The sequence below is a fragment of the Methylobacterium sp. HJ2 genome (assembly GCF_056431005.1).
The window spans coordinates 280,907-306,010 of the sequence record NZ_JBWJYM010000004.1 but is presented as its reverse complement, the minus strand read 5'-3'; the positions used below and the strand labels follow the sequence as shown (position 1 = coordinate 306,010).

The following is a 25,104-nucleotide window of genomic DNA, read 5'->3' as shown; positions in this document are numbered from 1 at the left end:
CGGTCGGGCCATATCGGTGAGGGGGGCGGCGCGGCGCCCGGTTCGGGGCCCTGTGCGGGGAACGCGTCCCGGATGCAAGCCGCCTCGCGGCTAGTCTCCACTCTCGCCCGCCTGCGACCACGCCTCGATCCGGTCCAGCCATCCGTCCGAGGCGAGGACGAGGATCCCGGGCAACACGGCGAGCGGGGTGACGCGCTCGTTGCGGTCGCGCTCGCCGAGCCGCAGGCCGCCGCGGCGGCCGAAGAACCGCAGGATCTCGATCAGCCGGGCCTCGTCGGGCGGGTCGGAGCGGGCGGCGGTGCGGATCGTCTCGACGAGGTCGTCGGTGGTGGTCTCGACGACGCCGTCCGTGGAGATGCGGTGGTCGCGCACGCCCTCCTCGTAGGCGAGGCGCAGAGCCAGCAGCACCAGGGTCTCGTCCTTGCGCAGGCGCTCGGCGGCGATGTCGTAGCGGGCCGCGTCGGCGGGCAGGGTGAGCGAGATCATCTGGTCGCGATGCGCGATCGCGAGGCTGTAGCCGAGGCAGGCGAAGTAGTCGGTCATGAAGGGCGCGTAGTGGCGCACCAGCTCGTAGGAGCGCCCGATGCCGGGGGTGTTGGCGTAGATCACCTGGGCCTTGAGCATCACCTGCAGGGCGCGGGACAATTCCTCGGCGTCGGGCGCGCGGGCCCCCGGCGGGGGCGGCTCGTCCCCGTCGATGATGGCGCGGAAGGGCTCAAGCATCGGCGCGCCGCTCCAGCACGAAGTCCGGGCAATCGATCCAGCCGTTGTCCAGGCGCTCGGGCAGCGCCGTCACCCGGTAGCGGGCGCCCAGCGCGCCCTCGAACAGCACGTCGATCTCGCGCAGGCGCTGGAACACCACGAAGGCATCGACGTCCGCGATCGGGATCTCCGAGCCGCGCAGGTGCCCGCCCGCGGAGAGGCGCGCCTCCACGAAGGCACCCATGCTCTCGGGCGTGACCGTGGTGCGGCGGCGGAACTCCGCCTTGGCGGCGACGAAGGCCTCGACGCGGGGGTCGATCACGATCTCGGGCAGCGGCTCGAAGTCGATCGGCGCCCGCGACCGCCGCGGTGTCGAGAGATGGGCCTCGCCGAGCGGCGGGCGCAGCAGCGAGACCGCGGCCGGCAGGTCCGGAGCGTCATCCGCGGCGCCGACCGCGCGGAGCGCTGCGGCGGTGCGCTCGATGCCGCGGGAATCGGGGGCATCCATGTAGCGCACGGCCGCCGCGATGCGGCGCTCCATCCGGGCCACGACTTCGTCCACGGCGTCGAGATGGCGGTCGATTCCCTCGAACACCGCGAGGATCTCGGTGAGATCCGCCCGCACGGCGCGCTCGGCCAGGTCGATCTCGGGCGCCCGGCCCTCCCGGATCAGGCCCTCGGCGAGGGCCCGCACCAGCAGCGCGTCCCGCAGCGCCCGGCCGGCCTCCCGCACGATGGCCGAGCGGAAGCGGAACGGGTTGAAGCGGGTGTGCAGCGTCCGGTAGTCGCTGATCAGGTGGCGCTCGACGAAATCCTCGAAATAGAGGCGGAAGGCGGCGCGGCGGTCCTCCTCGCGCAGGATCCGCTCCTCGATCTTGCGCATCGAGCCGGCCAGGCCCCGCAGATGGGACAGGAAGGCGCCGGCCGAGCGCGCGGCGTTGGCGAGCGCCTCCGAGCGGTCGGCGGGATTGGCGAGCGCGCTCTCGAGGCTGCCCAGAACGTCGAGCACGGCGCCGCCGTAGGAGCGGGTCTCGCCCTTCTCCAGGCGCGACAGCTCCTCCAGCAGGAGACGGGCTTCGGGATCGAACTCGACGACCGGGACGTAGCGGTCGCGCCGCTCGATCAACCAGCCGGATTCGAGGAAGCGGCGGTAGAGGGCGGAGCGGCGCTCCACCGGGTCCGGCGGGAAGCTGTCGTCGTCGGCGAGTTCCGGCGTCTCGCGGCCGGCGCTGAAGTCGCCGATCTCGGCCAGAAGCTCGGCCTTGCGGATCGGCTCCGAGCCGATGACGCGCCGGTGCAGGTGCAGCAACAGGGCCGCGTTGAAGGCGCGGCTCGGCGAGGCGAGCGGCCGGAACAGGTCGTCGGGAAGCTGCGCGAACAGCACGGTTCTCGGGACCCGTTCCGGCGGCGTCGGGGCCTACTTCGAGCCGATCAGCTCGACGTCGAAGATCAGCGTCGCGCCCGGCGGGATGATGCCGCCGGCGCCGCGGGCGCCATAGCCGAGCTCGGCCGGGATCACCAGGGTGCGGCGGCCGCCGGCCTTCATGGTGGCGACGCCCTCGTCCCAGCCGCGGATGACCTGGCCGGCACCGATGGTGAAGCTGAAGGGCTGGCCACGGTCGCGCGACGAGTCGAATTTCTTGCCCTGCTTGCCGTTCTCGTCGAGCCAGCCCGTGTAGTGCACGGTGACCTTCTGGCCGGCCTTCGGCTCGGGGCCGGTGCCCACGACCTCGTCGTGATACTTCAGGCCCGAGGGCAGCGTGGTGTAGGAATCGGCGTTGGCGGCTGCGGTCATGGCGATCAGCACGGCTCCTGCAAGCGGAAACAGACGAGGCATGGTTCCTCCCCGCGGGCCGGCCTTCCGCCGCCCGTCGGGGCGCCTCTTAACAGCCGATGGGGCCGCGAGGCCAGCCGCGCCGGAGCCTGCGCCGCCTCTCGGACGTTGAGGGCGCATGGATACCGCCACCGTCACCGCCCAGGATTGGGACGCCCGAGTCGACCGCCTCTCGGCGAAGCTCCCGGACGCCCTGCGCCGTGCCCTGGACTGGCTGCGCGAGCCGTCCCGGATCTGGCTGCGCGTCGGCGCCGCGATCCTGTTCATCCTGGGCGGGATCTTCTCGATCCTGCCGGTGCTCGGCCTGTGGATGCTGCCGGTGGGCCTCGCCCTGCTGGCGCAGGACGTGCCGGGATTGAAGGTGCCGCTGGAGCGGGCCGCGCGCTGGCTCGAGGATGCCTGGCGGCGGCTGAAGGCCCGGTTCCGACGATGAGCCCTGTCGGCCGGCTCAGATCTCGGCGCGCGCATCCTCGATCAGTTGCGCCAATCCGGAATCGACCTCGGCGGCGAGCATCGCCCGCTCGGCCTCGGTGAGGTCGCCGGCCCAGCCCTTGCGGCCGAAGCCTTCGCTGCAGCGTTCCCGCTCGGAGGCGATGTAGGCCTCGGTCTCCTCGCGGCGCGTCCGCATGGCGTGGACGAGGCCGAACCAGGCCGCCCGCTCGACCACGGCGAGGCGGGCGCGCAGGCGGATCATCACGGCACGCTCGGGGGCAACGGCGGCGTCGGTCTCGGCGGGCATGGTCTGTTCGTCCTTGCCGGGATCAGCGCCGCTGTTCGCAGCGCGTCTTCACGTAGCTGTCCGGTCCGCCGGTATAGCCGGAATTCGCCGCGAGCACCGGGCCCTGGACGAGGCATTCCTGCAGGGTGTGGGCCGGCCCGGTGACCACGTCGAGGGCGTTCTCGCGGGTGCAGTCCGGCGCCTGGATCGAGGAGGCACAGATGAGGGCGACGACGAGGACCTGATTCATGACACCTCCCGCGCGGGCGCTCGGGCTGCGTCCGGCCTCCGATTATGGGCCCGCCGCCCGACACGGCGAGCCGGGCGCCATGTCGCGGGCGCCGCTGCTCGCGAGGACGTGATCGGTCCCACGCCAAACCCGTTCGGAAATCAGTCCGGGTCAGCGCCGCGAAGGTCGGCCCCGGCTTCGAGCGCGGCGGGCGTCGGGACGCGTCCCTCGCCCAGCCGGTGCAGGAAGGCGGTGAACTCGGCGTTCCGCCCGATGCTGCAGGCCGCCGTCACCGCGTCGCCCGTCACGTAGAAGGCGATGAAGTCGAGCGCCTCCGTGTCGCCACGCAGGATGATCCGATCGAAGCCCGCGCTGTAGCCGGCGTAATCGAGCCGCTTGTCGCCCTGGTTGCTCCAGAAGAAGGGCGCGCCCGCGAAGGGGCGCGTCTCGCCCAGGATGGCGCGGGCGATCTGGGTGCCGTGCTGCTCGGCGAGCCGCCAGTGCTCGATGCGCGCGGTCTGGCCGCTCGCCCGCTCCGGGAAGGCGGCGATGTCGCCCGCGATCCAGACGCCGTCGGCCAGTGCCAGATCGGCGCCCACCGCGATCCCGCCGTCCGGGCGCGGCGCGACGCCCCGGATCGCGCCGGTCTCGGGCGCCGCGCCCGCACCGATCAGCACGATGTCGGCCGGCAGGCTGCGACCGTCCCGGGTCTCGACCGCCTCGATGCGGCCCGCGCCCGTGAGGCGCGCCACCGCGCCGGTCTCGAACCGGACGCCGTTGCCCGCGTGGAAGCGCTTCAGCGCGCCCCCGACCGCCTCGCCGAACCGCTTGGCGAAGGGGATCTCCTCGCGGGCGAGCACCGTGACGCCGAGCCCGCGCTTCGTCAGGAAGGCCGCGGCCTCAAGCCCGATGAAGCCCGCGCCGATCACCACGACCCGGGCCGCAGTCTCCGCCGCTTCGCTCAGGCGGACCGCGTCGTCGAGGCTGCGCAGGGTGAGGACCCCGTCGAGGTCGCGGCCGTCGAAATCCGGCACCACGGCGCGGCTGCCCGTGGCGATCACCAGGGCGTCGCCCGTGATCGTGCTCCCGTCCGCGAGCACGACCCGGCGCGCCGAGGGCTCGATCGCCCGCGCCTCGCCCGCGACCGGCTCGATCCGGTGCGCGGCGAAGAAATCGGGCTCCAGCAACGTCTTCTCGGCCGGCGTCGGCTTGGCCAGGAACTGCTTGGACAGCTTGGTGCGGTCGTAGGGCGGATGGCTCTCGCGGCCGACCATCGTGATGGCCCCGGCAAAGCCGAGCCGGCGCAGGCTGGTGGCGCAGGCAACGCCCGCCGCGCCCGTCCCCACGATCAGCACGTGCCGCTCCGCGCCGCGCGGCGGCGGGGCTTCGGGGGCCAGGGGCTCCAGCGTCGCCACGACCGCGTCGCCCTCGATGCGCACGGGGTAGCGGGTGAGCGCCTGGAGGGCCGGCGGCTCCTCGAGGGCGCCGTCGGCGAGGGCGAAGGCGGCCTTGTGCCAGGGGCAGTAGAGGCGGTGCCCGCAGATCTCGCCCTTGGCGAGCGGCGCACCGAGATGCGGGCACTTGGCCTGGAAGGCGCGCACGCCGTCCGCGTCGCGCACCAGAAGCACCTTCGCCTCGCCTGCCGCGGCCTCGACCATGCCACCGAGCGGGATCGCGGACAGCGCGTGCCTGATCTCGGTTCCCGTGCGCCCCGCCATGCCCGTCCCCCCGGCGGACCCGACGGGATCCGCGCCAGCGACACAAGTCGCGAGCCGGGCGATGTTTCCCGGGTGGCGCCATCGGGACCGCGCGCGAGCCGCGTGCGGCCGTCAGCCGTCGCGCTCGGCCAGCCGGTCGAGCAAGCCCTGCATCCCGCTCGGCACCGGCTCGTGGGCTTCCCGGGCGTAGAGGGTGCGCAGCTGCCGGCCGATCTCCGCGAGGCTGAGCGAGCCCTTCACGATCACCCGGTCGGCCTGCTCGGCGAGACGCGCCTTCTCGGTGTCGGTGATCTCCTTGGCGGTCAGCACCACCACCGGGATGTCGCCGTCCGGCCGCGAGCGCAGGGCCCGCAGGAAGCCGAACCCGTCCATCTCGGGCATCATCAGGTCGAGCAGGATCAGGTTCGGGCGCTCCGCGTCGATCCGGGCCAGGGCGACGCGGCCGTTCTCGGCCTCGTCCACGGTCCAGCTGTCGCGCGTCAGCGTCCGGCGCAGGCGCTCGCGGGCGTCGGCATCGTCGTCCACCACGAGGACGCGGGCCTCGACGCCCTCCGGCCGGTAGCGCTCCATCAGGCCCTTGAGCCGATCCCAGTCGATCGGCTTGACGAAGTAGTCGGTGGCGCCGAGCGCCTGGCCGAGCCCCTGCTCGGCCACGACCGAGGTCATGATCACGGGGATGCCGGCGAGTTCGGGGTCGTTGCGCACCGCGTGCAGCACGGCCCAGCCGTCCATGCGCGGCATCTCGACATCGAGCAGGATCGCCCGCGGCTTCAGGGCCCGGGCGAGCGTCAGCCCGGCCCGCCCGTCATTGGCGGTGCGGACGTGGAAGCCCTCGCGCTCGAGGAAGCGCCCGAGGATCTCGCGGGCGGCCGGATCGTCGTCCACGAGGAGCACCGCGTCGTGCTCCTCGTGCGTGCCGAACTGCCCGACCTCCGGGAGGTCGGCCGCCTCGTCCTCGAGGGCGAGGGTCGCGGGCAGGCGCATGGTGAAGGTCGAGCCCTGCCCCGGCGCGCTCTCCACCGCCACGTCGCCTCCCATGGTCCGGCAGAAGGCACGGGTGATCGAGAGGCCGAGCCCAGTGCCGCCGAACTGGCGCGTGGTCGATTCGTCGGCCTGCGAGAAGCGCTGGAACAGCCGCCCGATCTGCTCCTCGCTCATGCCGATCCCGGTGTCGCGCACCGCGAACGAGAGCCAGTCGGCCTCCGCCTCGCGGTGGCGGCGCACGGTCAGGGTGATGGCGCCGTCCTCGGTGAACTTCGCGGCGTTGCCGATGAGGTTCACGAGGCACTGGCGGATCTTGGTCTGGTCCTGGTGCATCGCGCCGAGATCGTCGGCGAGGTCCGTCTCGAAGCGGTTGCGCTTCTTCTCGACGAGGGACCCGATGGCGTCGCCGACATCCGCGACCAGCGCCTCGACCGCGAAGGTCTCGGCGGAGGCCGTCATCCGGCCGGCCTCGATCTTCGAGATGTCGAGTACGTCGTTGATCAGCGACAGGAGGTGGCGGGCCGCCGTCTCGATCTTGCGCAGGTCCGGCAGCAGGGCCGACTGCCCGAGATCCTCCAGCTCCTCGCCGAGCATCTCCGAGTAGCCGATCACCGCCGAGAGCGGGGTGCGCAGCTCGTGGCTCATGTTGGCGATGAACTGGCTCTTGGCGAGGTTGGCGGCCTCCGCCGCCGCCCGCGCGCGCTCGACCTCGGCCTCGGCCTCCTTTCGCTCGGTGATGTCGACATTGGTGCCGACCCATTCGCGCAGGGTGCCGTCGTCGCCGACCACCGGCACGCCGCGCACCTCCATGTGGCGCCACTGCCCGTCGTGGCGGCGCAACCGGTACTCGACCTCGTAGGGCGCGCGCGTCTCGACGCAGCGCGCCCAGGCGTCGGCGGCATGCGCCCGGTCCTCGGGATGGACCGCGTCGACCCAGCCCCAGCCGAGATAGGCCTCCTCGCTCTGGCCCGTATAGGCGCTCCAGCGCGGCTGCGGCGGCATCAGCTCGCCCGCGGCGCTGGTGCTCCAGACCACCGCCGCGCTGGCGTCGACGAGCGCCCGGAAGCGCTCCTCGGAATGGCGCAGCCGCTCCTCGGTGGCGCGCCGCCGGCTGATGTCGGTGTTGGTGCCGTACCAGCGCAGGATCCGGCCGGCCTCGTCGCGGAACGGCATCGCCTGCGACAGGAACCAGCGGTAGGTGCCGTCCGCCCCGCGCAGCGGGAAGGTGTCCTCCCAGGGCTGGCCGGCCTCGATCGCCGCGCGGTAGCGCGCCTCGACCCGCCCGACATGGTCGGGATGATGGACCCGACGCCAGCCCCAGCCGCGCATCTCCTCGAGGCTGGTGCCGGTGTAGTCGTACCAGCGCCGGTTGTACCAGACGATCTCCCCGCCGGCCTCGGCGATCCAGGCGAGCTGGGGCAGCGTCTCCGCCAGGTTCCGGTAATCGGTGTCGGTCACACCCGGACCGGGGGCGCCCTCGGTGCCGCTCTGGCGCTCGCTCATCGGGTCTCGGGTCCTTCGGTTGGCACGCGCTCGGTATACCGCATCCGCCGACTCCGCGCCCTCACGCCCGCGCGGTGCCGCGCCCGGACCGGTAGGCGTCGACTGCGTAGAGGACGAGGGCCACCCAGATCAGCGCGAGCATCGCGATCCTGTGGGGCTCGACGCGCTCGCCGAAGGCGAGGACGCTGAGCCCGAGCAGGCAGGTCGGGGCGAGGTACTGCATCAGCCCGAGCGTGGCGAGCCGCAGGCGCTCGGCCGCGGCGGCGAACCAGATCAGCGGCAGGGCCGTCGTCACCCCGGTGAGCGCCAGGAGCAGGAGAGAGCGGGATTCGGCCGGGAACAGCGGCTCGGGTGAGAACCGCAGCCAGAGCGCGGCGGCTGGGGCGAGGAACAGCGTCTCGGCCAGGAATCCCACCACCGGATCGACGGCGATCACCTTCCGGGCGAGGCCGTAGAGGGCGAAGGTGACGGCGAGCGCGAGCGAGACCAGCGGCAGGTCGCCGGCCCAGACCACCGCGATCCCGACGCCGCAGGCCGCGATGGCGACGGCCATGAGCTGGACCGGGCGCAGCCGCTCGCCGAGCACCAGGGCGCCGAGCCCGACGCTGACGAGCGGGTTGATGTAGTAGCCGAGGCTCGCATCGAGCAGATGCCCCGAATCCACGGTGCGCAGGTAGAGCAGCCAGTTCACGCCGATCAGAAGAGCGGAGACCGCGAGCAGGCCGTGGCGGGGGCGCAGGGGGAACGGCGTGCGCAGCCGGTGGCGCCACAGCACCACGAGGCCGCCCGCGAACAGGCTGGACCACAGGATCCGCTCGGCCAGGATGTAGCTCGGGCTGAAGGCGCCGAGCAGCCGGAAATGCACCGGCACCAGCAGGCCCCAGCTCAGGTAGGCGCCGAGCGCGTAGACGAAGCCCACCTGGCTCTCCCTTCGCCCACAGGTTGCGGGCGTCGCGGTCTTAGCCGTCGGGAGGTCCGAGCGTCAGGTGCGCGGGCGCACCTCGGCGCCCGAACGAGACCCGAACCCCGGACCGGATCGAGGGCCGCGGAGGCCCTCAGCGCCTGCCGGGCAGGATCGGGTCGCCGCGCATCAGGGCGTTGAGGCGCTCGGTGTCGAAACCGTTCGGGATCTTGGCCGGCGCCGCCTTGGCGGGCACCGGCATGGCGACCGGCTTCGGGACCGCGATGGAGCCCGTCGCCGAGGGCTCGACGATGACCGCGCGGGCGACCTTCGGCGGCGCCATGTGGTTCAGCCGGTCGGCGCTGACGAAGGCGATGGTCACGATGCTCAGCGCGGCGAGACAGCCGGTGGCCAGGAGACGCAGGATACGCACGCGACAGACCCGACAGAACTCAGACGCCGGCAGCATAGGCCTGCATCCGTTAACGAAGCGGAATCCACCACCCAGGCCGCCAATCCAGGAATACCAAGAGCCAAAACTGACACATCCGGCTGGCTGCAACATCTCGCGGAGAAATCAGATGGATTGGCATTCAGGATTCGGAAAATTTTCAAAAGACTAAATTGGTCGTAAATTTCTGTAAAAGCATGGCAATCTAGTGTTGACTGATTGATCCGTATGAGTGATTCTAAGTCGTCTAATTGCACTTTAGGTTGGGTTAGTAGCAAGGAAGACTTTCCTGTAGCGTTCCAGTTAGTGTTGAATGGAGGCAATATTGATCGATGAATTTTTGCAACTTATCAATAAAAGTCAGCAAAATATGTGCTTTTATCATTTTACCGACCGTAGAAATTTGGAGTCAATCAAGACTCATGGAGGAATCCTGTCTATGAAAGAGCAGATTAGTAGGGGTATATAATGCACTTCGCCTGGAGGAAATGAATGGAGTTTAGACGCTGACCGCATGTTTGGAATGGACGCATATGTCCATCTATGTTTTATGAATTCGCAGCCAATGGAATACCGTGCTCGTCAGGAAGGTCGAATTCAAGATACCGTGTGGCTTCGCGTGAATCCTGAAATTATAAAACATTCAGGCGTCAAAATTTCGCTGGACGTCTCCAACAAAAGTGGTGTAGTTTCACTGGATGCTGCGATCGGGCTTGGCAAGCTTGATCTTGAAGTTATATATTTGCGGACAGATTGGAAAGATGATACCATAAAGTCTCGCCTCGCGGCTGCAAGAAAGTGCGAAATTCTTGTTCCGGCAATTGTTCCTATTCAATTTGTGCAGAACCCAGATGGCTAAGCGACCAGTTTTCATCCCGTGTTTAGCTGGTGATAAGTTGGTGGACCTGGTACAAGTTTCTTTTCAATGGCACCCAGGCATGGCGCCATCGCAAAAGAAGAAGAACGTCGCCGAACTTCATAAAAGCGCAGAAGATCTTGGCTTCTCGCCGCTTCTCGAAATATCAAGCAAATCTGACTTCGAAGTTGGTGTCAAACTGAGTGCGTTTCATCAAAAAATTCGAGCAAATGGAAAAGAGACCACTGTAGAGTGCGCATTTCAGGGAAGTAAAGTTTTCGAACACGGCGGACCTTATACTGATATTTACGAACTGAGCAGTCGTGAGGCTAAGAAAGATGAAAGACTTAAAATCTTCGGGGAAAATAATTGGCTTCCAGTTGGACGGCGAGAGTTTTCCATTGTCGCCACCGACCGCTTTTTACGATTGGCTATACATAAATGCTTTGTATACTCATCGTGTATGGCTTAGAAGGCTGGAAAGAATCGCCGGATTCACAGACATTGAGTTTAATCCTGACCGGTCGATAAATTGTCAAGCCCGTTCTTGTGCGATGTTTGTATCTTTAGAAAAGCGTGATCTGCTAGACGAATCTTTACAATCATTCGGATCATTTTTAGAGATTAGTCAAAAAATGACAATTTAAGACCCGGCATCCTAAGTGCGCGCGCAGCCAAGCGCTTGACCTCGGCGGGCGCGACGGGCTTCGTGCCGCGAGCCCCCCGACGATCCGAGACGAGATGTCGAAGCCTTCTCCCGAGACGCCCCGCGCCGTCGCCACGCGCCTGATCCACGCCGGGCGCGACCCTTCCGAGCAGCACGGCTTCGTCAACACGCCGATCTATCGCGGCTCGACGGTGCTCTACCCGACCTACGACGCGATCAAGCACAGGCGCGGGCGCTACAATTACGGCACCTCGGGCACGCCGACGATGGACGCGCTCACCGAGGCGTGGACGGAGCTCTCGGGCGCGGCCGGCACCGTCGTCACGCCCTCGGGTCTCGCCGCGCTGACGGTCGCGCTGATGGCGGCGGTCTCGGGCGGCGACCATCTCCTCGTCACCGACTCCGCCTACCGCCCGACCCGCCAGTTCTGCGACGGGGTGCTCGCCCGCTTCGGCGTCGAGACGACCTATTACGATCCGACTTTGGGCGCGGGCATCGCCGCCCTGATGCGCGAGAACACCCGGGCCGTGCTCGTCGAGGCGCCGGGCTCGCAGAGCTTCGAGATGCAGGACATCCCGGCGATCGCCGAGGTCGTGCATGCCCGCGGCGGCACGGTCATCATGGACAACACCTGGGCGACGCCGCTGCTGTTCCCGCCGCACGCGCGGGGCGTCGACATCGCCGTCGAGGCCGGGACCAAGTATCTCAGCGGCGGCTCCGACCTGCTCCTCGGCCTGACCTCGGCCAACGCCAAGCACTATCCGGCGGTGCGCCGCACCTTCGACCATTTCGCCATGTGTGCCGGCCCCGAGGACATCTTCCTGGCCCTGCGCGGTCTGCGCACGATGGCGCTGCGCTTGCGCGAGCACGGCCGCGCGGGGCTGGAGATGGCGCGCTGGCTGCAGGCGCGGCCCGAGGTGCTGCGCGTGCTCCATCCCGGCCTGCCGGAGGATCCCGGCCACGCGATCTGGCAGCGAGACTTCTCGGGGGCCTCCGGGCTGTTCGGGGTGATCCTCAAGCCCTGCCCGGAGGCCGCGCTCGCCGCCATGCTCGACGGTCTCGAGCTGTTCGGGATGGGCTTCTCCTGGGGCGGCTTCGAGAGCCTCGTCATCCCGTTCGACTGCGCGCCCTACCGCACCGCCACCGCCTGGGCGCCGGGCGGCTGGGCCTTGCGCTTCCACATCGGCCTGGAGGACGTCGCCGACCTCCAGGCCGATCTCGAGGCCGGCTTCGCGCGGCTGCGCGCCGCGTCCTGACGGTTCGGGCCGTCAGAACACCCGCTTCTCGCGGATGTCCCCGTCGAAGCCGACATGGAGCAGGCGCTCGCGCCCGTCCGCGCCCTTGGCCGCGACGTCGAGGTGCCGCGGGCCGCGGCCGGTGACGCGGATGTCCGTGTAGCCCGCCCGCTCGACGGCGCCGGTGAGGGCCGGGAGGTCGGCGCGGGGCCCGAGCCCGACCCGCTCCTTCGCCCAGTCGAGGCCGCCCGCCGGCGGGCCGCCGGCGGGGCCGAGCGCCAGGACCTTGCCGTCCGCCCGGGTGATGATCCGGGCGTGCAGGTAGCCGGTCTCGAAGCGGCCCTGGACGGTGACGGTCTCGCCCTTCGTCACGAGCGTGCCGCCCTCGCCCTCGCGGCCGGTCTCGACCAGAGCCCGGCCGCTCGCATCCTGCAGGATGAACTTGTTGCCGAAGATCTCGGCGACCTCGCCCTTCGCCGCGACGGCGCCGGAGGGCTGGAGGCTCGCGATCGCCACGGGGGCGACTGGCGTGACGGGCGTGGCGGCGGTCTGGGCCAGCGAGAGGCCGGCGGCGCCGAGCGCCAGCGGCGCGGCGAGCGCCCCGATGACGAGGTGGCGGCGCGGGCCGCGCTTCCGGGCGGCCGCATTCGCGGGCGCGCTCGGCTGCGCGGTCTCGACGGCGTCCGGCGTGGTGGGAAGGGTGTCGGCGGCGGGGGTCTCGGTGCTCATGGTCTCTGCCTGATGTCCTGTCGGGGTGGGCCCTGTCCGGGCCGGACCGATCTCTAGGCGGACGCGTGAAACCCCGACTGAACCGAGCCGTTCAGATTCGGTTAAAGGCCCGGGCCTAGGCGGGCGCGGCGCCGGCAGGCCGCCGCCTCGGCCGCTCGGGCCTCTGCCGTGCCGCAGGTTCCCGTCGCAGGCCCGGCGGCCACGGTCTCGAAACCTGCTCGCGGCGCCGGGCGCAGTTCCCGCGGGAGGGCAAGGCATGAAGATCCTGCTGGTGGAGGACGACGCGGCGCTCGCCGCCGAGATCGCCCGGGTGCTGCGCGCCGAGGGCTTCGTCCTCGACCACGCCGACAACGGCGAGGATGCCCAGCACCGCGGCGAGACCGAGAGCTACGACGCGGTCGCCCTCGATCTGGGCCTGCCGAAGGGCGACGGGCTCTCGGTCCTCCACGCTTGGCGCTCCGCGGGGCGCACGGTGCCGGTGCTGGTCCTCACCGCGCGCGACGGCTGGAGCGACAAGGTGGCGGGCTTCAAGGCGGGGGCGGACGATTACCTCGTCAAGCCGTTCCGGGTCGAGGAACTGGTGATCCGCCTGCGCGCCCTCGTCCGCAGGGCCCAGGCCGGAGGCGCCAACCGCGTCGTCTGCGGGCCCCTGAGCTTCGATACCGGCCTCGGGCAGTTCGAGCGCGACGGCCTGCCGTTGAAGCTCACCGGACTCGAATGGCGGGTGCTGTCCTGCCTGATCCTGCGCCGCGAGGCGGTCGTTCCCCGCACCCAGCTGATCGAGCGGGTCTATGACGGCGATGCCGAGGTCGATTCGAACTCCGTCGAGGTCATCATCACGCGCCTGCGCCGCAAGATCGCGCCCGCCGGGATCGAGACGGTGCGCGGCCACGGCTACCGCCTGGTGCCGGCGGGCGGCGCGTGAGACCGCCCTCCCCGCCCGCGCCCTCCCCGTCCGCGCGCCCGCCGCGCGCGGAGACGCCTGAGCGTCCCGGCGATCGCCTGCGCCCCCCGCCGTCCCGGCGGCCCCCCCGCCGCTTCCGGATCGGCTCGCTGCAGCGCCGGCTGCTGCTCGCGGCGCTCGCCTGCGTGGCGGTGGCGCTGGTGGCGGCCGGGCTCGCCATCGGTTTCATCCTGCATCGCTTCGTCCGCGGCCAGATCGACGGACGCCTCGACGACCGGATCCTCGCCCTCGCGGCCGACCTGGACGTGGGGCGCGACGGGGGATTGCGGCTCCGGCGTGATCTCGACACCCGGCCCTTCGACCGGCCGCGCTCCGGCTGGTACTGGCAGGTGCGCCGCGGCGATGCCGTGCTGCGCTCCGGCTCCCTCGAGGGGCAAGACCTCTCCCTGCCCGAGCTGCCGGCAGCCCCGAAGGACCGGCCGGATCCCGAGCGACCGCGGCCGGCGGACGGCACGGATCCGTGGGGCCAATCCCTGGTCCTGCGCATCCGCGTCCTGCCCGCGGACGGCGCGCCCGCGCTCGTCATCGCGGCCTCCGCGCCCACCGCGGCTCTGCGCGGGCCCGTTCTCGAAGCGCTCCGCGCGCTCGCCGCGAGCCTGGCGGCGATCGGCCTCTTCCTCGGCGGCGCGGCCGTGCTGCAGGTCCGGCTCGGCCTGCGCCCGCTGCGGCGGTTGCGGGACGAGCTCGCTGCCGTCCGGGCCGGCAGCCGGGCCCGGCTGCCGGACGAGCAGCCGGACGAGATCCGCCCGCTGGTGACCGAGATGAACCTGCTGCTCGACCAGAGCGCGGCCAATCTCGAGCACGCCCGCACCCATGTGGCCAATCTCGCCCACGGGCTGAAGACGCCCCTCGCCACCCTGTCGGTGACGCTCTCGGACCGCGCCGTCGATCCGGACGGGACGCTCGGCCGCCTCGTGGACGGCATGGACCGGCGGGTGCGCCATCACCTGCGACGCGCCCGCGCCGCCGCCGTGGCGGGGCCGGCGCGAAGCCGCACCCCGCTCGGCGGTCACCTCGCGGACCTCCGCGCCGCGCTGCTGCGCATCCACGCGGGCAAGGCCCTGGCCATCGATCTCACCGTCCCGGAGGGGCTCGCGGTGGCCTGCGACGCGCAGGATCTCGACGAGATGCTCGGCAATCTGATCGAGAATGCCTGTCAGTGGTGCCGCGCCCGCGTCGCCGTCACCGCGCAGCGCACGGGGATGACGGTGGCGATCCGGATCGCGGATGACGGGCCGGGCCTCGACGCGGATGCGGCGGAGGCCGTCCTGCATCGCGGCCGGCGCCTGGACGAATCCGTTCCGGGCAGCGGCTTCGGCCTGCCGATCGCTCTCGAACTCGCCGAGCTCTACGGCGGCGCGCTCGCCCTCGGCCGCGCCGATCTCGGCGGTTTGGAGGTGCGCCTGACCCTCCCCGCCTGAAGACCCCGATCGCGGCCCTCAAGCCGCCTCCGCCCGCCGCTCGCGCGCCGCCTCGAGGGCCCGCACCCGCGGGATCACCTCAGCGCCGAAATACGCGACCTCCTCCTGGAAGTGCAGGAAGGCCAGCAGCGCGAGATCGACCCCGACATCCTTGAGTGCCACGATGCGCTCGGCGACCTGATCCGGCGTGCCGATGAGGTTGGTCTTGAAGCCGTCGTTGTACTGGACGAGATCCTCGAAGCTCGATTGCGCCCAGTTGCCCTCGCCCTCGGGCGAGGCCTTGCCGGCGTTCTTCACCTCGTGGCCGAAGGCCTTCACGGCCTCCGGATCGGCGTTGTCGAGGATCTCCCGAAGGACCGCGCGGGCCTCCGCTTCCGTGTCGCGGACGATCGCGAAGGCGTTGACCCCGACCTTGACGGTGCGGCCGTTCGCGGTCGCCTTGGCCCGGACATCCTCGACCTGGGCCTGTACGCCCGCGGGCGTGTTGCCGTTGGTGAAGTACCAGTCGGAGACGCGCGCGGCCATGTCCCGCGCCGCCCGCGACGAGCCGCCCTGGAAGATCTCGGGCTGCGGGTCGGCCGGCTTCGGCCGCAGGGTGTAGTCGCTGTAGCGGTAGAAATCGCCCCGGAAGGTGAAGCTGTCCTGGGTCCAGATCCCCCGCAGGCTGCGGATGAACTCCTCCGAGCGGCGATAGCGCTCGTCGTGGTCGAGCCAGGGCTCTCCGATCGCCCGGAACTCGCCCGAGAACCAGCCGCTGACGATGTTCACCGCGATCCGCCCCTCGCTGAGCTGCGAGATCGTGGCGATCTGCTTGGCCGCGAGCGTCGGGTTCCACGGCCCGGGCAGGATCGCGGCGATCACCGTGATCCGCGTGGTGGCCGCGAGCAGCGCGTGGCTGAAGGCGACGGATTCGTGCTGGTACTCCGCGCCGTAGCCGGCGGTGAAGCGGATCTGCGTCAGCGCGTAGTCGAAGCCGGCCTCCTCGGCGATCTGGGCGAGACGGCGGTTGTAGGCCGCGTCCCAACTCGTGCGCTGCGGGATGCGGCTGATGACGAGGCCGCCCGAGACGTTGGGCACCCAATAGGCGAAGCGGATCGGCTCCGGCGCGTCGGAACGTGCGGTCATCGCGGCCCCTCTTTGAACGATGATGGACAGGTGCCCGATCTCGGCACCGGTCCGAGGCAGGACTTGAGAAACTCGGATCTCGACTGTGTATCCAAGTATCCGTGGCTGCCGGGCCGTCGTCAAAGGAACGGTCGTGCTTTCTCGGCGGCGATCGGGCGACAATCGTCTCGCGCCGGCCGGGAATCGCACAGATTCCTTCCCCGCAGACGGTTCGGTGCTGCCTCGACCCGATGTCGTCCGGCGGAAACGCGAAGACGATCGGGCGGTCGGGGCGCCAAGGGGATAAATATCCTCCCCGTGATCGGGCTTCGAGCGAGATCCGGCGCCCAGAACAGCGGATGAAACCGAAATCTCTGCTTCGACTGCGATCGGAGATAACGATCATCTCTTCGGCTGCGCACATTCATAAGATCGTTTCATTGACCCGGTGCGCCCCATCGGCCAGTTTTTGCTGATCGAAGACAGCGCCTGTCCGGTGCTCGTCCGTCGCCTCCTGGCCCACCGGCTCCCTGCACACCGGAAAGATCACCGATGACACGTCCGAGACTCGTCGGCTTCAGCGCCAATCTCCAGCGCCCGTCCAAGACCCGGACTCTCGTCGAGGCGGTGGCCGAGGAGGCGGGCGCGTCGGCGCCCCTCGATATCCGCCTGTTCGACCTCGTCGATGCCGGGACCGGCCTCGGCGCGGCCTGGAGCCGCGACGCGCTGGCCCTGCCGGCCCGGCGCGTGATCGAGGCGATCGAGGGCGCCGACGCGTTGATCGTCGGCTCGCCGGTCTACAAGGGCAGCTTCACCGGCCTGTTCAAGCACCTGTTCGACCTGATCCCGCCGGACGCGCTCGCCAACAAGCCGGTGGCGATCGTGGCCACCGGCGGGGGTGCCCGCCACGCCCTCGTGGTCGAGCACGCGTTCCGGCCGCTCTTCGGCTTCTTCAACACGCTCCAGGTGCCGACCACGGTCTACGGCTCGGATGCCGACTTCACCGATGGCGGCCTCACCGATCCGGGCGTGCGTGCCCGCGCGGCGCAGGCCGGCGCCGAGATCGCCGCGCTCGCGACCCGGGGCGCGCTCCCCGGCATCCGCCACGAGCCGGTCGCCCGCGTCGCGGCGGTGGCGCGATGAGCGGCCTCGCCCTCGACCGGCGCGCGCTGCTCGCCGGCGCGCTCGCCGCGGCCCTGCCCATGCGGGCCGCCCGCGCGGCCGAGCCCGGCGTGCTGCGGATCGGCTACCAGAAGAACGGCATCCTGGTCATCGCCAAGCAGCAGGGCGTGATCGAGGAGCGCCTGAAGCGCCTGGATCACGGCGTGCGCTGGGTCGAGTTCTCGTTCGGGCCGCCGCTCCTCGAGGCGCTCAGCCTCGACGGCATCGATTTCGGCCAGACCGGCGACGCGCCGCCGATCTTCGCCCAGGCGGCTGGGGGCAACCTCGTCTACGCGGCGGCGCAGGAGGCGGGCGGCTCGGGCGCCGGGATCCTGGTGCCGAAGGGCTCGGAGATCCGCACCCTGGCCGACCTCAAGGGCAAGCGAGTCGCCTTCGCCAAGGCGTCGAGCGCGCACAACTTCACGGTGGCGGCGCTGGAGACGGCGGGGCTCGCCTATGGCGACATCGAGCCGGTGACCCTCGCGCCGGCCGATGCGGCGGCGGCCTTCGCCCGCGGCAGCGTCGATGCCTGGACGATCTGGGATCCTTACTTCGCCATCGCGGAGGCCGGCGACGGCGTGCGGGTGCTGAGCTACGCCACCGACGTCGCCCGGCCGAACAACTTCTTCCTGGCCAATCGCGCCTTCGCCGAGCGCCAGGGCGCGGTGGTGGCGGAGGCGATCGACGCGTTGGCCGGCGTCGCCCGCTGGGCCGAGACGCATCGCGGCGAGGTGGCGGCGATCCTGTCGAAGGGCACCGGCGTGCCGCTGGCCGCGACGCGGCGGGCCGTCGACCGCACCGACTACGTCATCGGCCCGATGTCCGAGCGGGCGATCGCCGAGCAGCAGCGCATCGCCGACCGCTTCCACACCCTCCGGCTCATCCCGAAACCCATCCGGGTCGCCGACGCGATCTGGACGCCGCCCGCCAGAAACGGCTGACCTCGCATGTCCAACCCCCTCCTCGACGCCGCCGTGCGGCGCGCGACGCCGTGGCTGCTGCCCGTCCTGGCGCTCGCCGGCTGGCAGGCCGCCAGCTCGGCGGGTCTCGTCTCGAACCGCTTCATGCCCGCGCCCCTCGACGTGGCGCGTGCCGGCCTCGACGCGGCGCGCACGGGCGAGCTCTGGACCAATCTGGGCGTGAGCGCGCTCCGCGCGCTCACCGGCTTCGCGATCGGCGGCGGCATCGGCTTCTCGCTCGGCCTCGCCAACGGCCTCTCGCGCCTGTCCGAGCGGCTCACCGACACCAGCGTCCAGATGGTGCGCAACGTGCCCCACCTCTCGCTGATCCCCCTGGTGATCCTGTGGTTCGGCATCGGCGAGCAGGCCAAGCTCTTCCTCGTGGCGCTCGGCGTATTCTTCCCGATCTACGCCAACACCCTGCACGGCATCCGCTCGGTCGATCCCGGGCTCGTCGAGATGGGCCGCGTCTACGGCATGTCGCGGGCCGAGCTGTTCCGCCGCGTGGTGCTGCCGGGCGCCCTGCCCTCGATCTTCGTGGGCCTGCGCTACGGGCTCGGCATCATGTGGCTGACGCTGATCGTCGCCGAGACGATCTCGGCCTCCTCGGGCCTCGGCTACATGGCGATGCAGGCGCGCGAGTTCATGCTCGTCGACGTCGTGGTGCTGGCGATCCTGATCTACGCCCTGCTCGGCAAGCTCGCCGACGCCCTGACCCGCCAGCTCGAGCGCGTCTGCCTCGCCTGGAACCCCGCCTACCGGAGCGCCTGACGATGCTGCTCGACGCCTTCACGGCCGATCTCCTCACCAGCGCCCGCGATCGCGCGGCGCCGGCACGCCCGGAGGAGCGCCCCGCCCCCCCGGCCGCCGCGTCCCCGCGGCAGGCGGAAGCACCGTCCGCCCGCGGCATCGCCGTCAGCTTGCGCGACCTGCGCAAGAGCTTCGACGGGCACACGGTGATCGAGGGCCTGAATCTCGACGTGCCGGCGGGCGCGTTCACCGCCATCGTCGGGCGCTCGGGCTGCGGCAAGAGCACCCTGCTGCGCCTGATCCTCGGCCTCGAGGCGCCGACCGGCGGCCGTGTCCGCCTGGAGGCCCCGGAGAGCGCGAGCCGGCGCGCGCGGCCGCCCGAGCGCATCATGTTCCAGGAGCCGCGCCTGCTGCCCTGGGCCCGCGTCGTCGACAACGTCGCGGTGGGGCTGACGGGGCTCGCCGGAAAGGCCGAGCGCCGGGAGCGGGCGCTCGCGGCACTTGCCGAGGTCGGGCTCGCCGACAAGGCGGGGCAGTGGCCGGCGACGCTCTCGGGCGGGCAGCGCCAGCGCGTGGCGCTCGCCCGCGCCCTCGTCAGCCGGCCGGGCCTCCTCGCCCTCGACGAGCCGCTGGGCGCCCTCGACGCCCTCACCCGCATCGGCATGCAGGACCTGATCGAGCGGATCTGGCGCCGGCAGGGCTTCACGGCGCTCCTCGTCACCCACGACGTGGCCGAGGCGGTGGCGCTCGCCGACCGCATCCTCGTGGTCGATGCCGGCCGCATCGCCCTGGACCTGCGGGTCGACCTGCCCCGGCCCCGCCGCCGCGGCGACCCGGCCCTCGCGGCCCTCGAAGGCCGCATCCTCGAACACCTGCTGCGCGACCGCGCGGCCTGATGTCGGCCCCGGTCGATCGAACCGGAGCCGACATCAGGCCAAGCCCGCGCGGCGCTTGAGCGAAGCCCGAATCCGCCATCCCGAAGGGATCGGCCGGATTTGACATGAGACCGGACGGAGATCTCCCATGACCGCATCGACCGACGGGCGCACCGACGTCCTCTGGTTCCTGCCGACCCACGGCGACGGGCGCTATCTCGGCGCCCAGGAGGGCGCGCGCGCCGTCTCTCTCGACTACCTCCGGCAGATCGCCCAGGGTGCCGACGATCTCGGCTATTACGGCGTGCTGCTGCCGACCGGGCGCTCCTGCGAGGATTCCTGGATCGTCGCCTCGGCGCTGGCGCCGCTCACCCGGCGCCTGCGCTACCTCGTGGCGGTGCGGCCCGGCCTGATGGAGCCCTCGGCCGCCGCCCGCATGGCCGCGACCCTCGACCGGATCTCGGACGGGCGCCTGCTCATCAACGTGGTGACGGGGGGCGATCCCGTCGAACTGCGCGGCGACGGCGTCTTCCTCGATCACGACGAACGCTACGCCGTCACCGACGAGTTCCTGACGATCTGGCGCGGCCTGATGGCGGGCGAGACCGTCAACTTCGCGGGCACCCACCTGCGGACCGAGAACGGGCGGCTGATCTTCCCGCCGGTGCAGGCGCCCTACCCGCCGCTCTATTTCGGCGGCTCCTCGCCCGCCGGCATCGCGGTCGCGGCCGAGCATTGCGACGTCTACCTCACCTGGGGCGAGCCGCCGGCCGGCGTCGCCGAGAAGATCGCGCTGGCCCGCGCGGCCGCGGAGAGGAAGGGCAAGACCTTCTCGTACGGCATCCGCCTGCACGTCATCGTGCGCGAGACCGAGGCCCAGGCCTGGGAGGCCGCCGAGCGCCTGATCTCGAAGCTCGACGATGCCACCATCGCCCAGGCCCAGGCCACGCTGAAGCGGCAGGATTCGGTCGGACAGAGCCGGATGATGGCGCTCCACGGCGGCAGCCGGGACAAGCTGCAGGTCTCGCCGAACCTCTGGGCCGGCGTCGGGCTCGTCCGGGGCGGCGCCGGCACCGCCCTCGTCGGATCGGCCGACCAGGTCGCCGACCGGATGAAGGAATACATCGACCTCGGCATCGACCGCTTCATCCTCTCGGGCTACCCGCACCTAGAGGAGGCCTACCGCTTCGCCGAGCTCGTGTTCCCGAAGCTGCCCCTGCGCGCCACCACCGGCACCGCGCCGCGGGCCGCGCGCAACAACGGCCCGTTCGGCGAGGTCATCGCCAACGACATCGTCCCGTCCCGGCGCGTCGGCGCCCACTGAAACCCTCTCCTCCGGAGCCCGCGATGCCCGTCTCCTCCACCCGCGCCGCGCGGGTCGAAGTCCCGCGCCTGCATGCCGTGCTGGCCGCGCTCGCGCTGGCGATCCTGGCGCTGCTCCTCACCGGGCCGGGCGCCCGGGCCGACGAGAAGGTGTTCCGGGTCGGCTACCAGAAATACGGCACCCTGGTGCTGCTCAAGGGAAAGGGCCTGCTGGAGAGGCGCCTCGCCGCGCAGGGCTACCGCGTGCAATGGGCCGAGTTTCCCTCGGGCCCGCCGCTCCTCGAGGCGCTGAACGCCGGGGCGATCGATTTCGGCTCGACCGGCGAGGCCCCGCCGATTTTCGCCCAGGCCGCGAGCCCGGCCCTGCTCTACGTCGCGGCCGAGCCGCCCGCGCCGCAGGGCGAGGCGATCCTGGTGCCGGCCGATTCGCCGATCCGCACGCTGGCGGACCTCAGGGGCCGCACCATCGCCTTCAACAAGGGCTCGAACGTCCACTACCTGCTGGTGCGCGCCCTCGCATCTGCGGGCGTGCCCTACGACGCGGTCAAGACCGCCTTCCTGGCCCCGGCCGACGCCGCCGCGGCCTTCGCACGCGGCTCGGTGGACGCCTGGGCGATCTGGGATCCCTACCTCGCCTCCGGCGAGCGCGCGACCGGCGCCCGGGTGCTCGCCACCGGCGCCGGGACGCCCGAGGCCCGCGAGGCCCGCGAGGCCCTCGCGCCGAACCGCCAGTTCTACCTCTCGCGCCGGGGTTTCGCGGAGAGCAACCGGGCGGTGCTCGAGGCGACGCTCGCGGCGATCGGGGAGATCGACGCCTGGACCCGCGAGAACACCGACGCGGTCGCCGCGGAGCTGGCCCCCGCGATCGGCATCCCGGCGCCCGTCCTGGCGGTGGCCCTGCGCCGGCAATCCTACGGCGTCGCGCCCCTCGACGCGGCGGCGATTGCCGACCAGCAGGCGGTGGCCGACAGCTTCGCCAAGCTCGGCCTCCTGCCCAGACCCGTCACCGTCTCGGAGGCCGTCTGGAAGCCCGCGAGCTGACACGTCCTCCGCTCGATCGGAGCGGAGCCCGAATCCGCCATCTCGACGGGATCATCCGGCTTCGGGCGGATCAGGCGGCGAGCGGTGCCTGCGCGGGGGCCGCGCCCTCGCCGGCCCGGGCGATCTCCCGGACCAGGGCCCCGAACAGCGCGACCAGGGCGAGCGCGGTGCCGCCGAAGCCGAAGATCTGCAGGGGCATCACGATCGTGGGCGCGAGCCACGCGAAGGCCGTCACGGGGACGGGCAGCGGCGGGTGCCGGTCGGAGAGGAGGCGCCAGACCAGCACCGCGGCGATCGCCGTGAGATCGTAGTTGAAGGCGTAGGGCGTGAGCAGCGGCACCGCGGCGGCCAGCACGCCCGCGCGCAGCACCGGGTCGGCGGTGCGGCGCACGGCCCACACCGCCGTGGCCAGGACCGGGATCGCGACGGCCGCCTGGATCGCCCAGGCCGCGCTCATACCCAGCCCGAAGGTGCGCGCCCCCGCGAAGACTGAGCTCATCATGTAGGGGTAGAACCCTTGGAAGCGCTCGAGTAGCCCGTACTGGTAGGCGCTCGTCTCTCCGAAGTAGTGGCGCCACGGCTCGATCCCGAGAGCGCCGACCGAGACCGCGACGAGCAGGCCGGCCGTCAGGGTCGCGGCCGCGATGGTGCGCCACGCCCCGAGCGCCAGGAGGACGAGGGGCAGGATCAGGCCGAGATGCGGCTTGCAGGTCAGCAGGCCGAACAGGATCCCGGCGAGGACGGGCCGGCGGTCGAGGGCGAGCAGGCCGCCGAGGAATAGGGCCGCCGTGAGGAAGCCGTTCTGCCCGCCGACCGTGTTGATCAGGCAGGCCGGCGCGAGGGCGAGCAGCGCCAGCGCCACGACCCGGCGCCCCGGCGGCACCCGGCTCAGCGTCACCGCCGCGAAGGCGCCGAACAGGCCGAACGTCCAGACGGCGAGCGCCGCGAAGTAGGGCAGCTGCGCCAGCGGCCAGAGCAGCAGCAGCGCGAAGGGCGGGTAGCCCCAATTGTGAAAGGGCAGCGGCGTCCCGAACAGCGTGCCGATCGCCGCGTGATAGGCCGGACGGTCGAACAGGATCTCGGTGCCGCGCGAGAAGGCGAGGCGCGGGCCGGCCCAGTTGTTGATGAAGTCGCGCCCGATCTGGTGGCCGGTCACGTCGAGGCCGCCCGCGGCCGGCCAGTAGAAGCTCGCCAGGATCGGCGCGGCGCTGAGGAGGCCCAGGATGAGGCAGCCGAGGATCAGGCCGGTGTCGGGCCCGGCGGACTCAGAGCGTCGCCGCATCGGCCCTGCCCGTCCCGGTTCGCGCGATGAGGAGGAACAGGTTCGAACTGGCGGGCCCGAGGGGCAGTCCGGTATGGCCGATCCGGGCCTCGCGCCCCGGCGGCACCAGGGCGCGCAGCCGGCGGCGCGACATGAGGATGAGGTTCTGCGGATCGGCCCAGGCCGCCTTGCCGAGGGTGCGGCAGGCGAGCGCGAAGGTCCGGTCCGCGTAGTGCAGGAACGGGATCGCCGTGTGGTGCTCGACCGGGAAATAGCGGTGGGGCACCGTCAGGAACACGGTGCGCGCCACGCGCAGCATCTCGGCCAGCATCAGGCGCTGGTTCTCCGGGCTGCCGACATGCTCCAGAACGGCGTTCGAGGTCGCGATGTCGAAGCTGCCATCCGCGAAGGGCAGCCGGCAATCGGCCGCGACCTGCCGGTAGGCGATGCCCGGATGGGCCGCCCGGAAGGCTTCCGCCGTCCCGAGCCCGACCGCGGTGAGCCGGTCCGGATGGGGGTAGCGGCGCTCCAGCACGTTGGCGGCGTCGTTCACCACGTCCGACACGCCGATATCCAGGATGGTCGTCTCGGGGGCGGGCGCGCAGAGCCGCAGGAAATCCGCGTAGATCCGGTCGCGGGCCGCCGCGGTGAGGCGCTCCCCGAGCGAGCGCGGGCGCGCGACCTCGTAGTAGCGCTCGTCGATCAGGGCGGTCATCGGATCGTCTCCTGGCCGGGGCCCGGCGCCGGCAGGTCGAGGTAGCGCATCCGCTTGAACTCGCGCTGGCTCGCGCCGATCGCGTCGACGATGATCCCGCAGGTCACGCTCAGGCAGGCGAGCTGGATCAGGGAGGCGGCGAGCACGGCGCTCGGGAGCCGCGGCACCAGTCCGGTCTCCATGTAGGTCGCAGCCACCGGCAGACCGACGGCGAGGCCGATGGCGGCCAGCACGGCGGCCAGCCCGCCGAAGAAGCGCAGCGGGCGGATCGTCTTGTACATCAGCACGATCTTGGCAAGGATCAGCGTGCCGTCGCGCCACTTGCTGAGCTTGCTCGCCGAGCCTTCCGGGCGCGCGCCGTAGGGCAGTGCGATCTCCTCGGTGGCGAGGCGCAGATCGAGAGCGTGGACCGACAGCTCGGTCTCGATCTCGAAGCCCGAGGAGGTCGCCGGGAACGACTTGGCGAACCGGCGCGACACCACGCGATAGCCCGAGAGGATGTCGGTGAAGCCCGGCCCGAACAGCCCGTTGATCAGGCGGTTGAAGAGCCAATTGCCGAAGCGGTGGCCGCGCGGGAAGGCGCCGTTCGTGCCCGCGCGCACGCCGACCACCATGTCGAGGTGCTGGCTCACCAGCGTCTCGATCAGGATGCCGGCCGCGCCCGCATCGTAGGTCAGGTCGCCGTCGGCCAGGACGTAGAGGTCGGCCTCGATATCGGCGAACATCCGGCGGACGACGTTGCCCTTGCCGGGCCGCCGTTCGCGGCGGACGATCGCGCCCGCGGCGGCGGCGACCTCGGCGGTGCGGTCGGTCGAGTTGTTGTCGTAGACGTAGACGATCGCGCCCGGGAGGATCCGGTGGAACTCCGCCACCACGCGCCCGATCGTGGCCTCTTCGTTGAGGCAGGGCAGCAGCACGGCGATCGCGCGGTTGCGGACGAAGGAACCCTGCGGGAGCAGGCCCGCGAGCTCGTGTCGGATCTGTGCCGCGACCTGCATGCGCC

General features: G+C 71.1%; 27 protein-coding genes. 13 read left to right on the top strand and 14 right to left on the bottom strand.

What is annotated here, in order from left to right:
• Positions 1–90 precede the first annotated feature (90 nt).
• From ACS5RC_RS12650 to ACS5RC_RS12640, 3 genes are read right to left on the bottom strand one after another with little or no spacing between them, the layout of a single operon-like run.
• Entirely contained in the window at positions 91–723 is a 633-nt protein-coding gene (locus ACS5RC_RS12650) for a DUF4194 domain-containing protein (RefSeq protein ID WP_478344213.1), read from the bottom strand.
• Positions 716–2,086, bottom strand: coding sequence for a Wadjet anti-phage system protein JetA family protein (locus tag ACS5RC_RS12645; RefSeq protein ID WP_478344212.1), 1,371 nt, complete (start codon positions 2,084–2,086; stop codon positions 716–718). The genes ACS5RC_RS12650 and ACS5RC_RS12645 overlap by 8 nt, the downstream gene beginning before the upstream one ends.
• Before the next feature lie 33 nt (positions 2,087–2,119).
• Positions 2,120–2,539 (bottom strand): FKBP-type peptidyl-prolyl cis-trans isomerase, encoded by a 420-nt coding sequence (locus ACS5RC_RS12640; RefSeq protein WP_478344211.1) that lies wholly within the window; start codon positions 2,537–2,539, stop codon positions 2,120–2,122.
• 115 nt (positions 2,540–2,654) lie between these two features.
• On the opposite strand from ACS5RC_RS12640, the gene ACS5RC_RS12635 reads away from it, so the two are divergent.
• A complete protein-coding gene (locus tag ACS5RC_RS12635) occupies positions 2,655–2,969 on the top strand; it encodes a hypothetical protein (RefSeq protein ID WP_478344210.1) in 315 nt (104 codons plus the stop codon).
• A 15-nt stretch (positions 2,970–2,984) separates the two neighbouring features.
• Here the strand turns inward: ACS5RC_RS12635 and ACS5RC_RS12630 are convergent, their stop codons facing one another.
• From ACS5RC_RS12630 to ACS5RC_RS12605, 6 genes are all read right to left on the bottom strand, one after another.
• Positions 2,985–3,275, bottom strand: coding sequence for a hypothetical protein (locus ACS5RC_RS12630; RefSeq protein WP_478344209.1), 291 nt, complete (start codon positions 3,273–3,275; stop codon positions 2,985–2,987).
• A gap of 22 nt (positions 3,276–3,297) precedes the next feature.
• Positions 3,298–3,504, bottom strand: a complete 207-nt coding sequence (locus tag ACS5RC_RS12625) for a hypothetical protein (protein WP_478344208.1) — start codon at positions 3,502–3,504, stop codon at positions 3,298–3,300.
• A gap of 140 nt (positions 3,505–3,644) precedes the next feature.
• The gene (locus tag ACS5RC_RS12620) at positions 3,645–5,201 is read right to left on the bottom strand and encodes an FAD-dependent oxidoreductase (protein ID WP_478344207.1); all 1,557 of its coding nucleotides are present in this window, start codon (positions 5,199–5,201) and stop codon (positions 3,645–3,647) included.
• 111 nt (positions 5,202–5,312) lie between these two features.
• Positions 5,313–7,688 carry a response regulator gene (locus tag ACS5RC_RS12615; RefSeq protein WP_478344206.1) on the bottom strand — a complete coding sequence of 792 codons (2,376 nt, stop codon included), beginning with the start codon at positions 7,686–7,688 and terminating at the stop codon, positions 5,313–5,315.
• 61 nt (positions 7,689–7,749) lie between these two features.
• Positions 7,750–8,607: an EamA family transporter RarD gene (gene rarD, locus ACS5RC_RS12610; RefSeq protein ID WP_478344205.1), complete on the bottom strand. Its 858-nt coding sequence runs from the start codon at positions 8,605–8,607 to the stop codon at positions 7,750–7,752.
• A gap of 136 nt (positions 8,608–8,743) precedes the next feature.
• Positions 8,744–9,022: a hypothetical protein gene (locus tag ACS5RC_RS12605; RefSeq protein WP_478344204.1), complete on the bottom strand. Its 279-nt coding sequence runs from the start codon at positions 9,020–9,022 to the stop codon at positions 8,744–8,746.
• 532 nt (positions 9,023–9,554) lie between these two features.
• On the opposite strand from ACS5RC_RS12605, the gene ACS5RC_RS12600 reads away from it, so the two are divergent.
• From ACS5RC_RS12600 to metC, 4 genes are all read left to right on the top strand, one after another.
• Entirely contained in the window at positions 9,555–9,899 is a 345-nt protein-coding gene (locus ACS5RC_RS12600; RefSeq protein WP_478344203.1) for a DarT ssDNA thymidine ADP-ribosyltransferase family protein, read from the top strand.
• Complete coding sequence (locus ACS5RC_RS12595; RefSeq protein WP_478344202.1) at positions 9,892–10,368, top strand: DarT1-associated NADAR antitoxin family protein; 477 nt, start codon at positions 9,892–9,894, stop codon at positions 10,366–10,368. The genes ACS5RC_RS12600 and ACS5RC_RS12595 overlap by 8 nt, the downstream gene beginning before the upstream one ends.
• Complete coding sequence (locus ACS5RC_RS12590; RefSeq protein ID WP_478344201.1) at positions 10,277–10,543, top strand: DarT1-associated NADAR antitoxin family protein; 267 nt, start codon at positions 10,277–10,279, stop codon at positions 10,541–10,543. Before ACS5RC_RS12595 ends, ACS5RC_RS12590 begins: the two co-directional genes overlap by 92 nt.
• Positions 10,544–10,637: 94 nt before the next feature.
• Positions 10,638–11,819: a cystathionine beta-lyase gene (metC, locus tag ACS5RC_RS12585; protein ID WP_478344200.1), complete on the top strand. Its 1,182-nt coding sequence runs from the start codon at positions 10,638–10,640 to the stop codon at positions 11,817–11,819.
• 12 nt (positions 11,820–11,831) lie between these two features.
• On the opposite strand, the gene ACS5RC_RS12580 is transcribed toward metC, so the two are convergent.
• Positions 11,832–12,527 (bottom strand): DNA-binding protein, encoded by a 696-nt coding sequence (locus ACS5RC_RS12580; RefSeq protein ID WP_478344199.1) that lies wholly within the window; start codon positions 12,525–12,527, stop codon positions 11,832–11,834.
• Between the two features lie 256 nt (positions 12,528–12,783).
• Here ACS5RC_RS12580 and ACS5RC_RS12575 point away from each other — a divergent pair, with 256 nt between their 5' ends.
• On the top strand, positions 12,784–13,452 hold the full coding sequence (locus tag ACS5RC_RS12575) for a response regulator transcription factor (protein WP_478344198.1): 669 nt from the start codon (positions 12,784–12,786) through the stop codon (positions 13,450–13,452).
• Positions 13,449–14,912: a sensor histidine kinase gene (locus ACS5RC_RS12570; protein WP_478344197.1), complete on the top strand. Its 1,464-nt coding sequence runs from the start codon at positions 13,449–13,451 to the stop codon at positions 14,910–14,912. The genes ACS5RC_RS12575 and ACS5RC_RS12570 overlap by 4 nt, the downstream gene beginning before the upstream one ends.
• Before the next feature lie 18 nt (positions 14,913–14,930).
• Here the strand turns inward: ACS5RC_RS12570 and sfnG are convergent, their stop codons facing one another.
• Complete coding sequence (sfnG, locus tag ACS5RC_RS12565) at positions 14,931–16,037, bottom strand: dimethylsulfone monooxygenase SfnG (protein ID WP_478344196.1); 1,107 nt, start codon at positions 16,035–16,037, stop codon at positions 14,931–14,933.
• Positions 16,038–16,568: 531 nt separating this feature from the next.
• Here sfnG and ACS5RC_RS12560 point away from each other — a divergent pair.
• The 6 genes from ACS5RC_RS12560 (at position 16,569) to ACS5RC_RS12535 (ending at position 22,125) form a co-directional block, all read left to right on the top strand.
• Positions 16,569–17,159 carry an NAD(P)H-dependent oxidoreductase gene (locus ACS5RC_RS12560; protein ID WP_478344195.1) on the top strand — a complete coding sequence of 197 codons (591 nt, stop codon included), beginning with the start codon at positions 16,569–16,571 and terminating at the stop codon, positions 17,157–17,159.
• Positions 17,156–18,118, top strand: a complete 963-nt coding sequence (locus tag ACS5RC_RS12555) for an aliphatic sulfonate ABC transporter substrate-binding protein (protein ID WP_478344194.1) — start codon at positions 17,156–17,158, stop codon at positions 18,116–18,118. The genes ACS5RC_RS12560 and ACS5RC_RS12555 overlap by 4 nt, the downstream gene beginning before the upstream one ends.
• A gap of 6 nt (positions 18,119–18,124) precedes the next feature.
• Positions 18,125–18,907 (top strand): aliphatic sulfonate ABC transporter permease SsuC, encoded by a 783-nt coding sequence (gene ssuC, locus ACS5RC_RS12550; protein WP_478344193.1) that lies wholly within the window; start codon positions 18,125–18,127, stop codon positions 18,905–18,907.
• Positions 18,908–18,909: 2 nt separating this feature from the next.
• Positions 18,910–19,782 (top strand): ABC transporter ATP-binding protein, encoded by an 873-nt coding sequence (locus ACS5RC_RS12545; RefSeq protein WP_478344192.1) that lies wholly within the window; start codon positions 18,910–18,912, stop codon positions 19,780–19,782.
• 127 nt (positions 19,783–19,909) lie between these two features.
• Positions 19,910–21,085, top strand: a complete 1,176-nt coding sequence (gene ssuD / locus ACS5RC_RS12540; protein ID WP_478344191.1) for an FMNH2-dependent alkanesulfonate monooxygenase — start codon at positions 19,910–19,912, stop codon at positions 21,083–21,085.
• A 23-nt stretch (positions 21,086–21,108) separates the two neighbouring features.
• Positions 21,109–22,125: an aliphatic sulfonate ABC transporter substrate-binding protein gene (locus ACS5RC_RS12535; protein ID WP_478344190.1), complete on the top strand. Its 1,017-nt coding sequence runs from the start codon at positions 21,109–21,111 to the stop codon at positions 22,123–22,125.
• A gap of 70 nt (positions 22,126–22,195) precedes the next feature.
• Here ACS5RC_RS12535 and ACS5RC_RS12530 read toward each other — a convergent pair whose 3' ends face one another.
• The 3 genes from ACS5RC_RS12530 to ACS5RC_RS12520 are packed head-to-tail and all read right to left on the bottom strand — an operon-like array spanning position 22,196 to position 25,099.
• Positions 22,196–23,407: a glycosyltransferase family 87 protein gene (locus ACS5RC_RS12530; RefSeq protein WP_478344189.1), complete on the bottom strand. Its 1,212-nt coding sequence runs from the start codon at positions 23,405–23,407 to the stop codon at positions 22,196–22,198.
• Positions 23,391–24,101, bottom strand: coding sequence for a class I SAM-dependent methyltransferase (locus ACS5RC_RS12525; RefSeq protein ID WP_478344188.1), 711 nt, complete (start codon positions 24,099–24,101; stop codon positions 23,391–23,393). Before ACS5RC_RS12525 ends, ACS5RC_RS12530 begins: the two co-directional genes overlap by 17 nt.
• Complete coding sequence (locus tag ACS5RC_RS12520; RefSeq protein WP_478344187.1) at positions 24,098–25,099, bottom strand: glycosyltransferase family 2 protein; 1,002 nt, start codon at positions 25,097–25,099, stop codon at positions 24,098–24,100. Before ACS5RC_RS12520 ends, ACS5RC_RS12525 begins: the two co-directional genes overlap by 4 nt.
• Positions 25,100–25,104 lie beyond the last annotated feature (5 nt).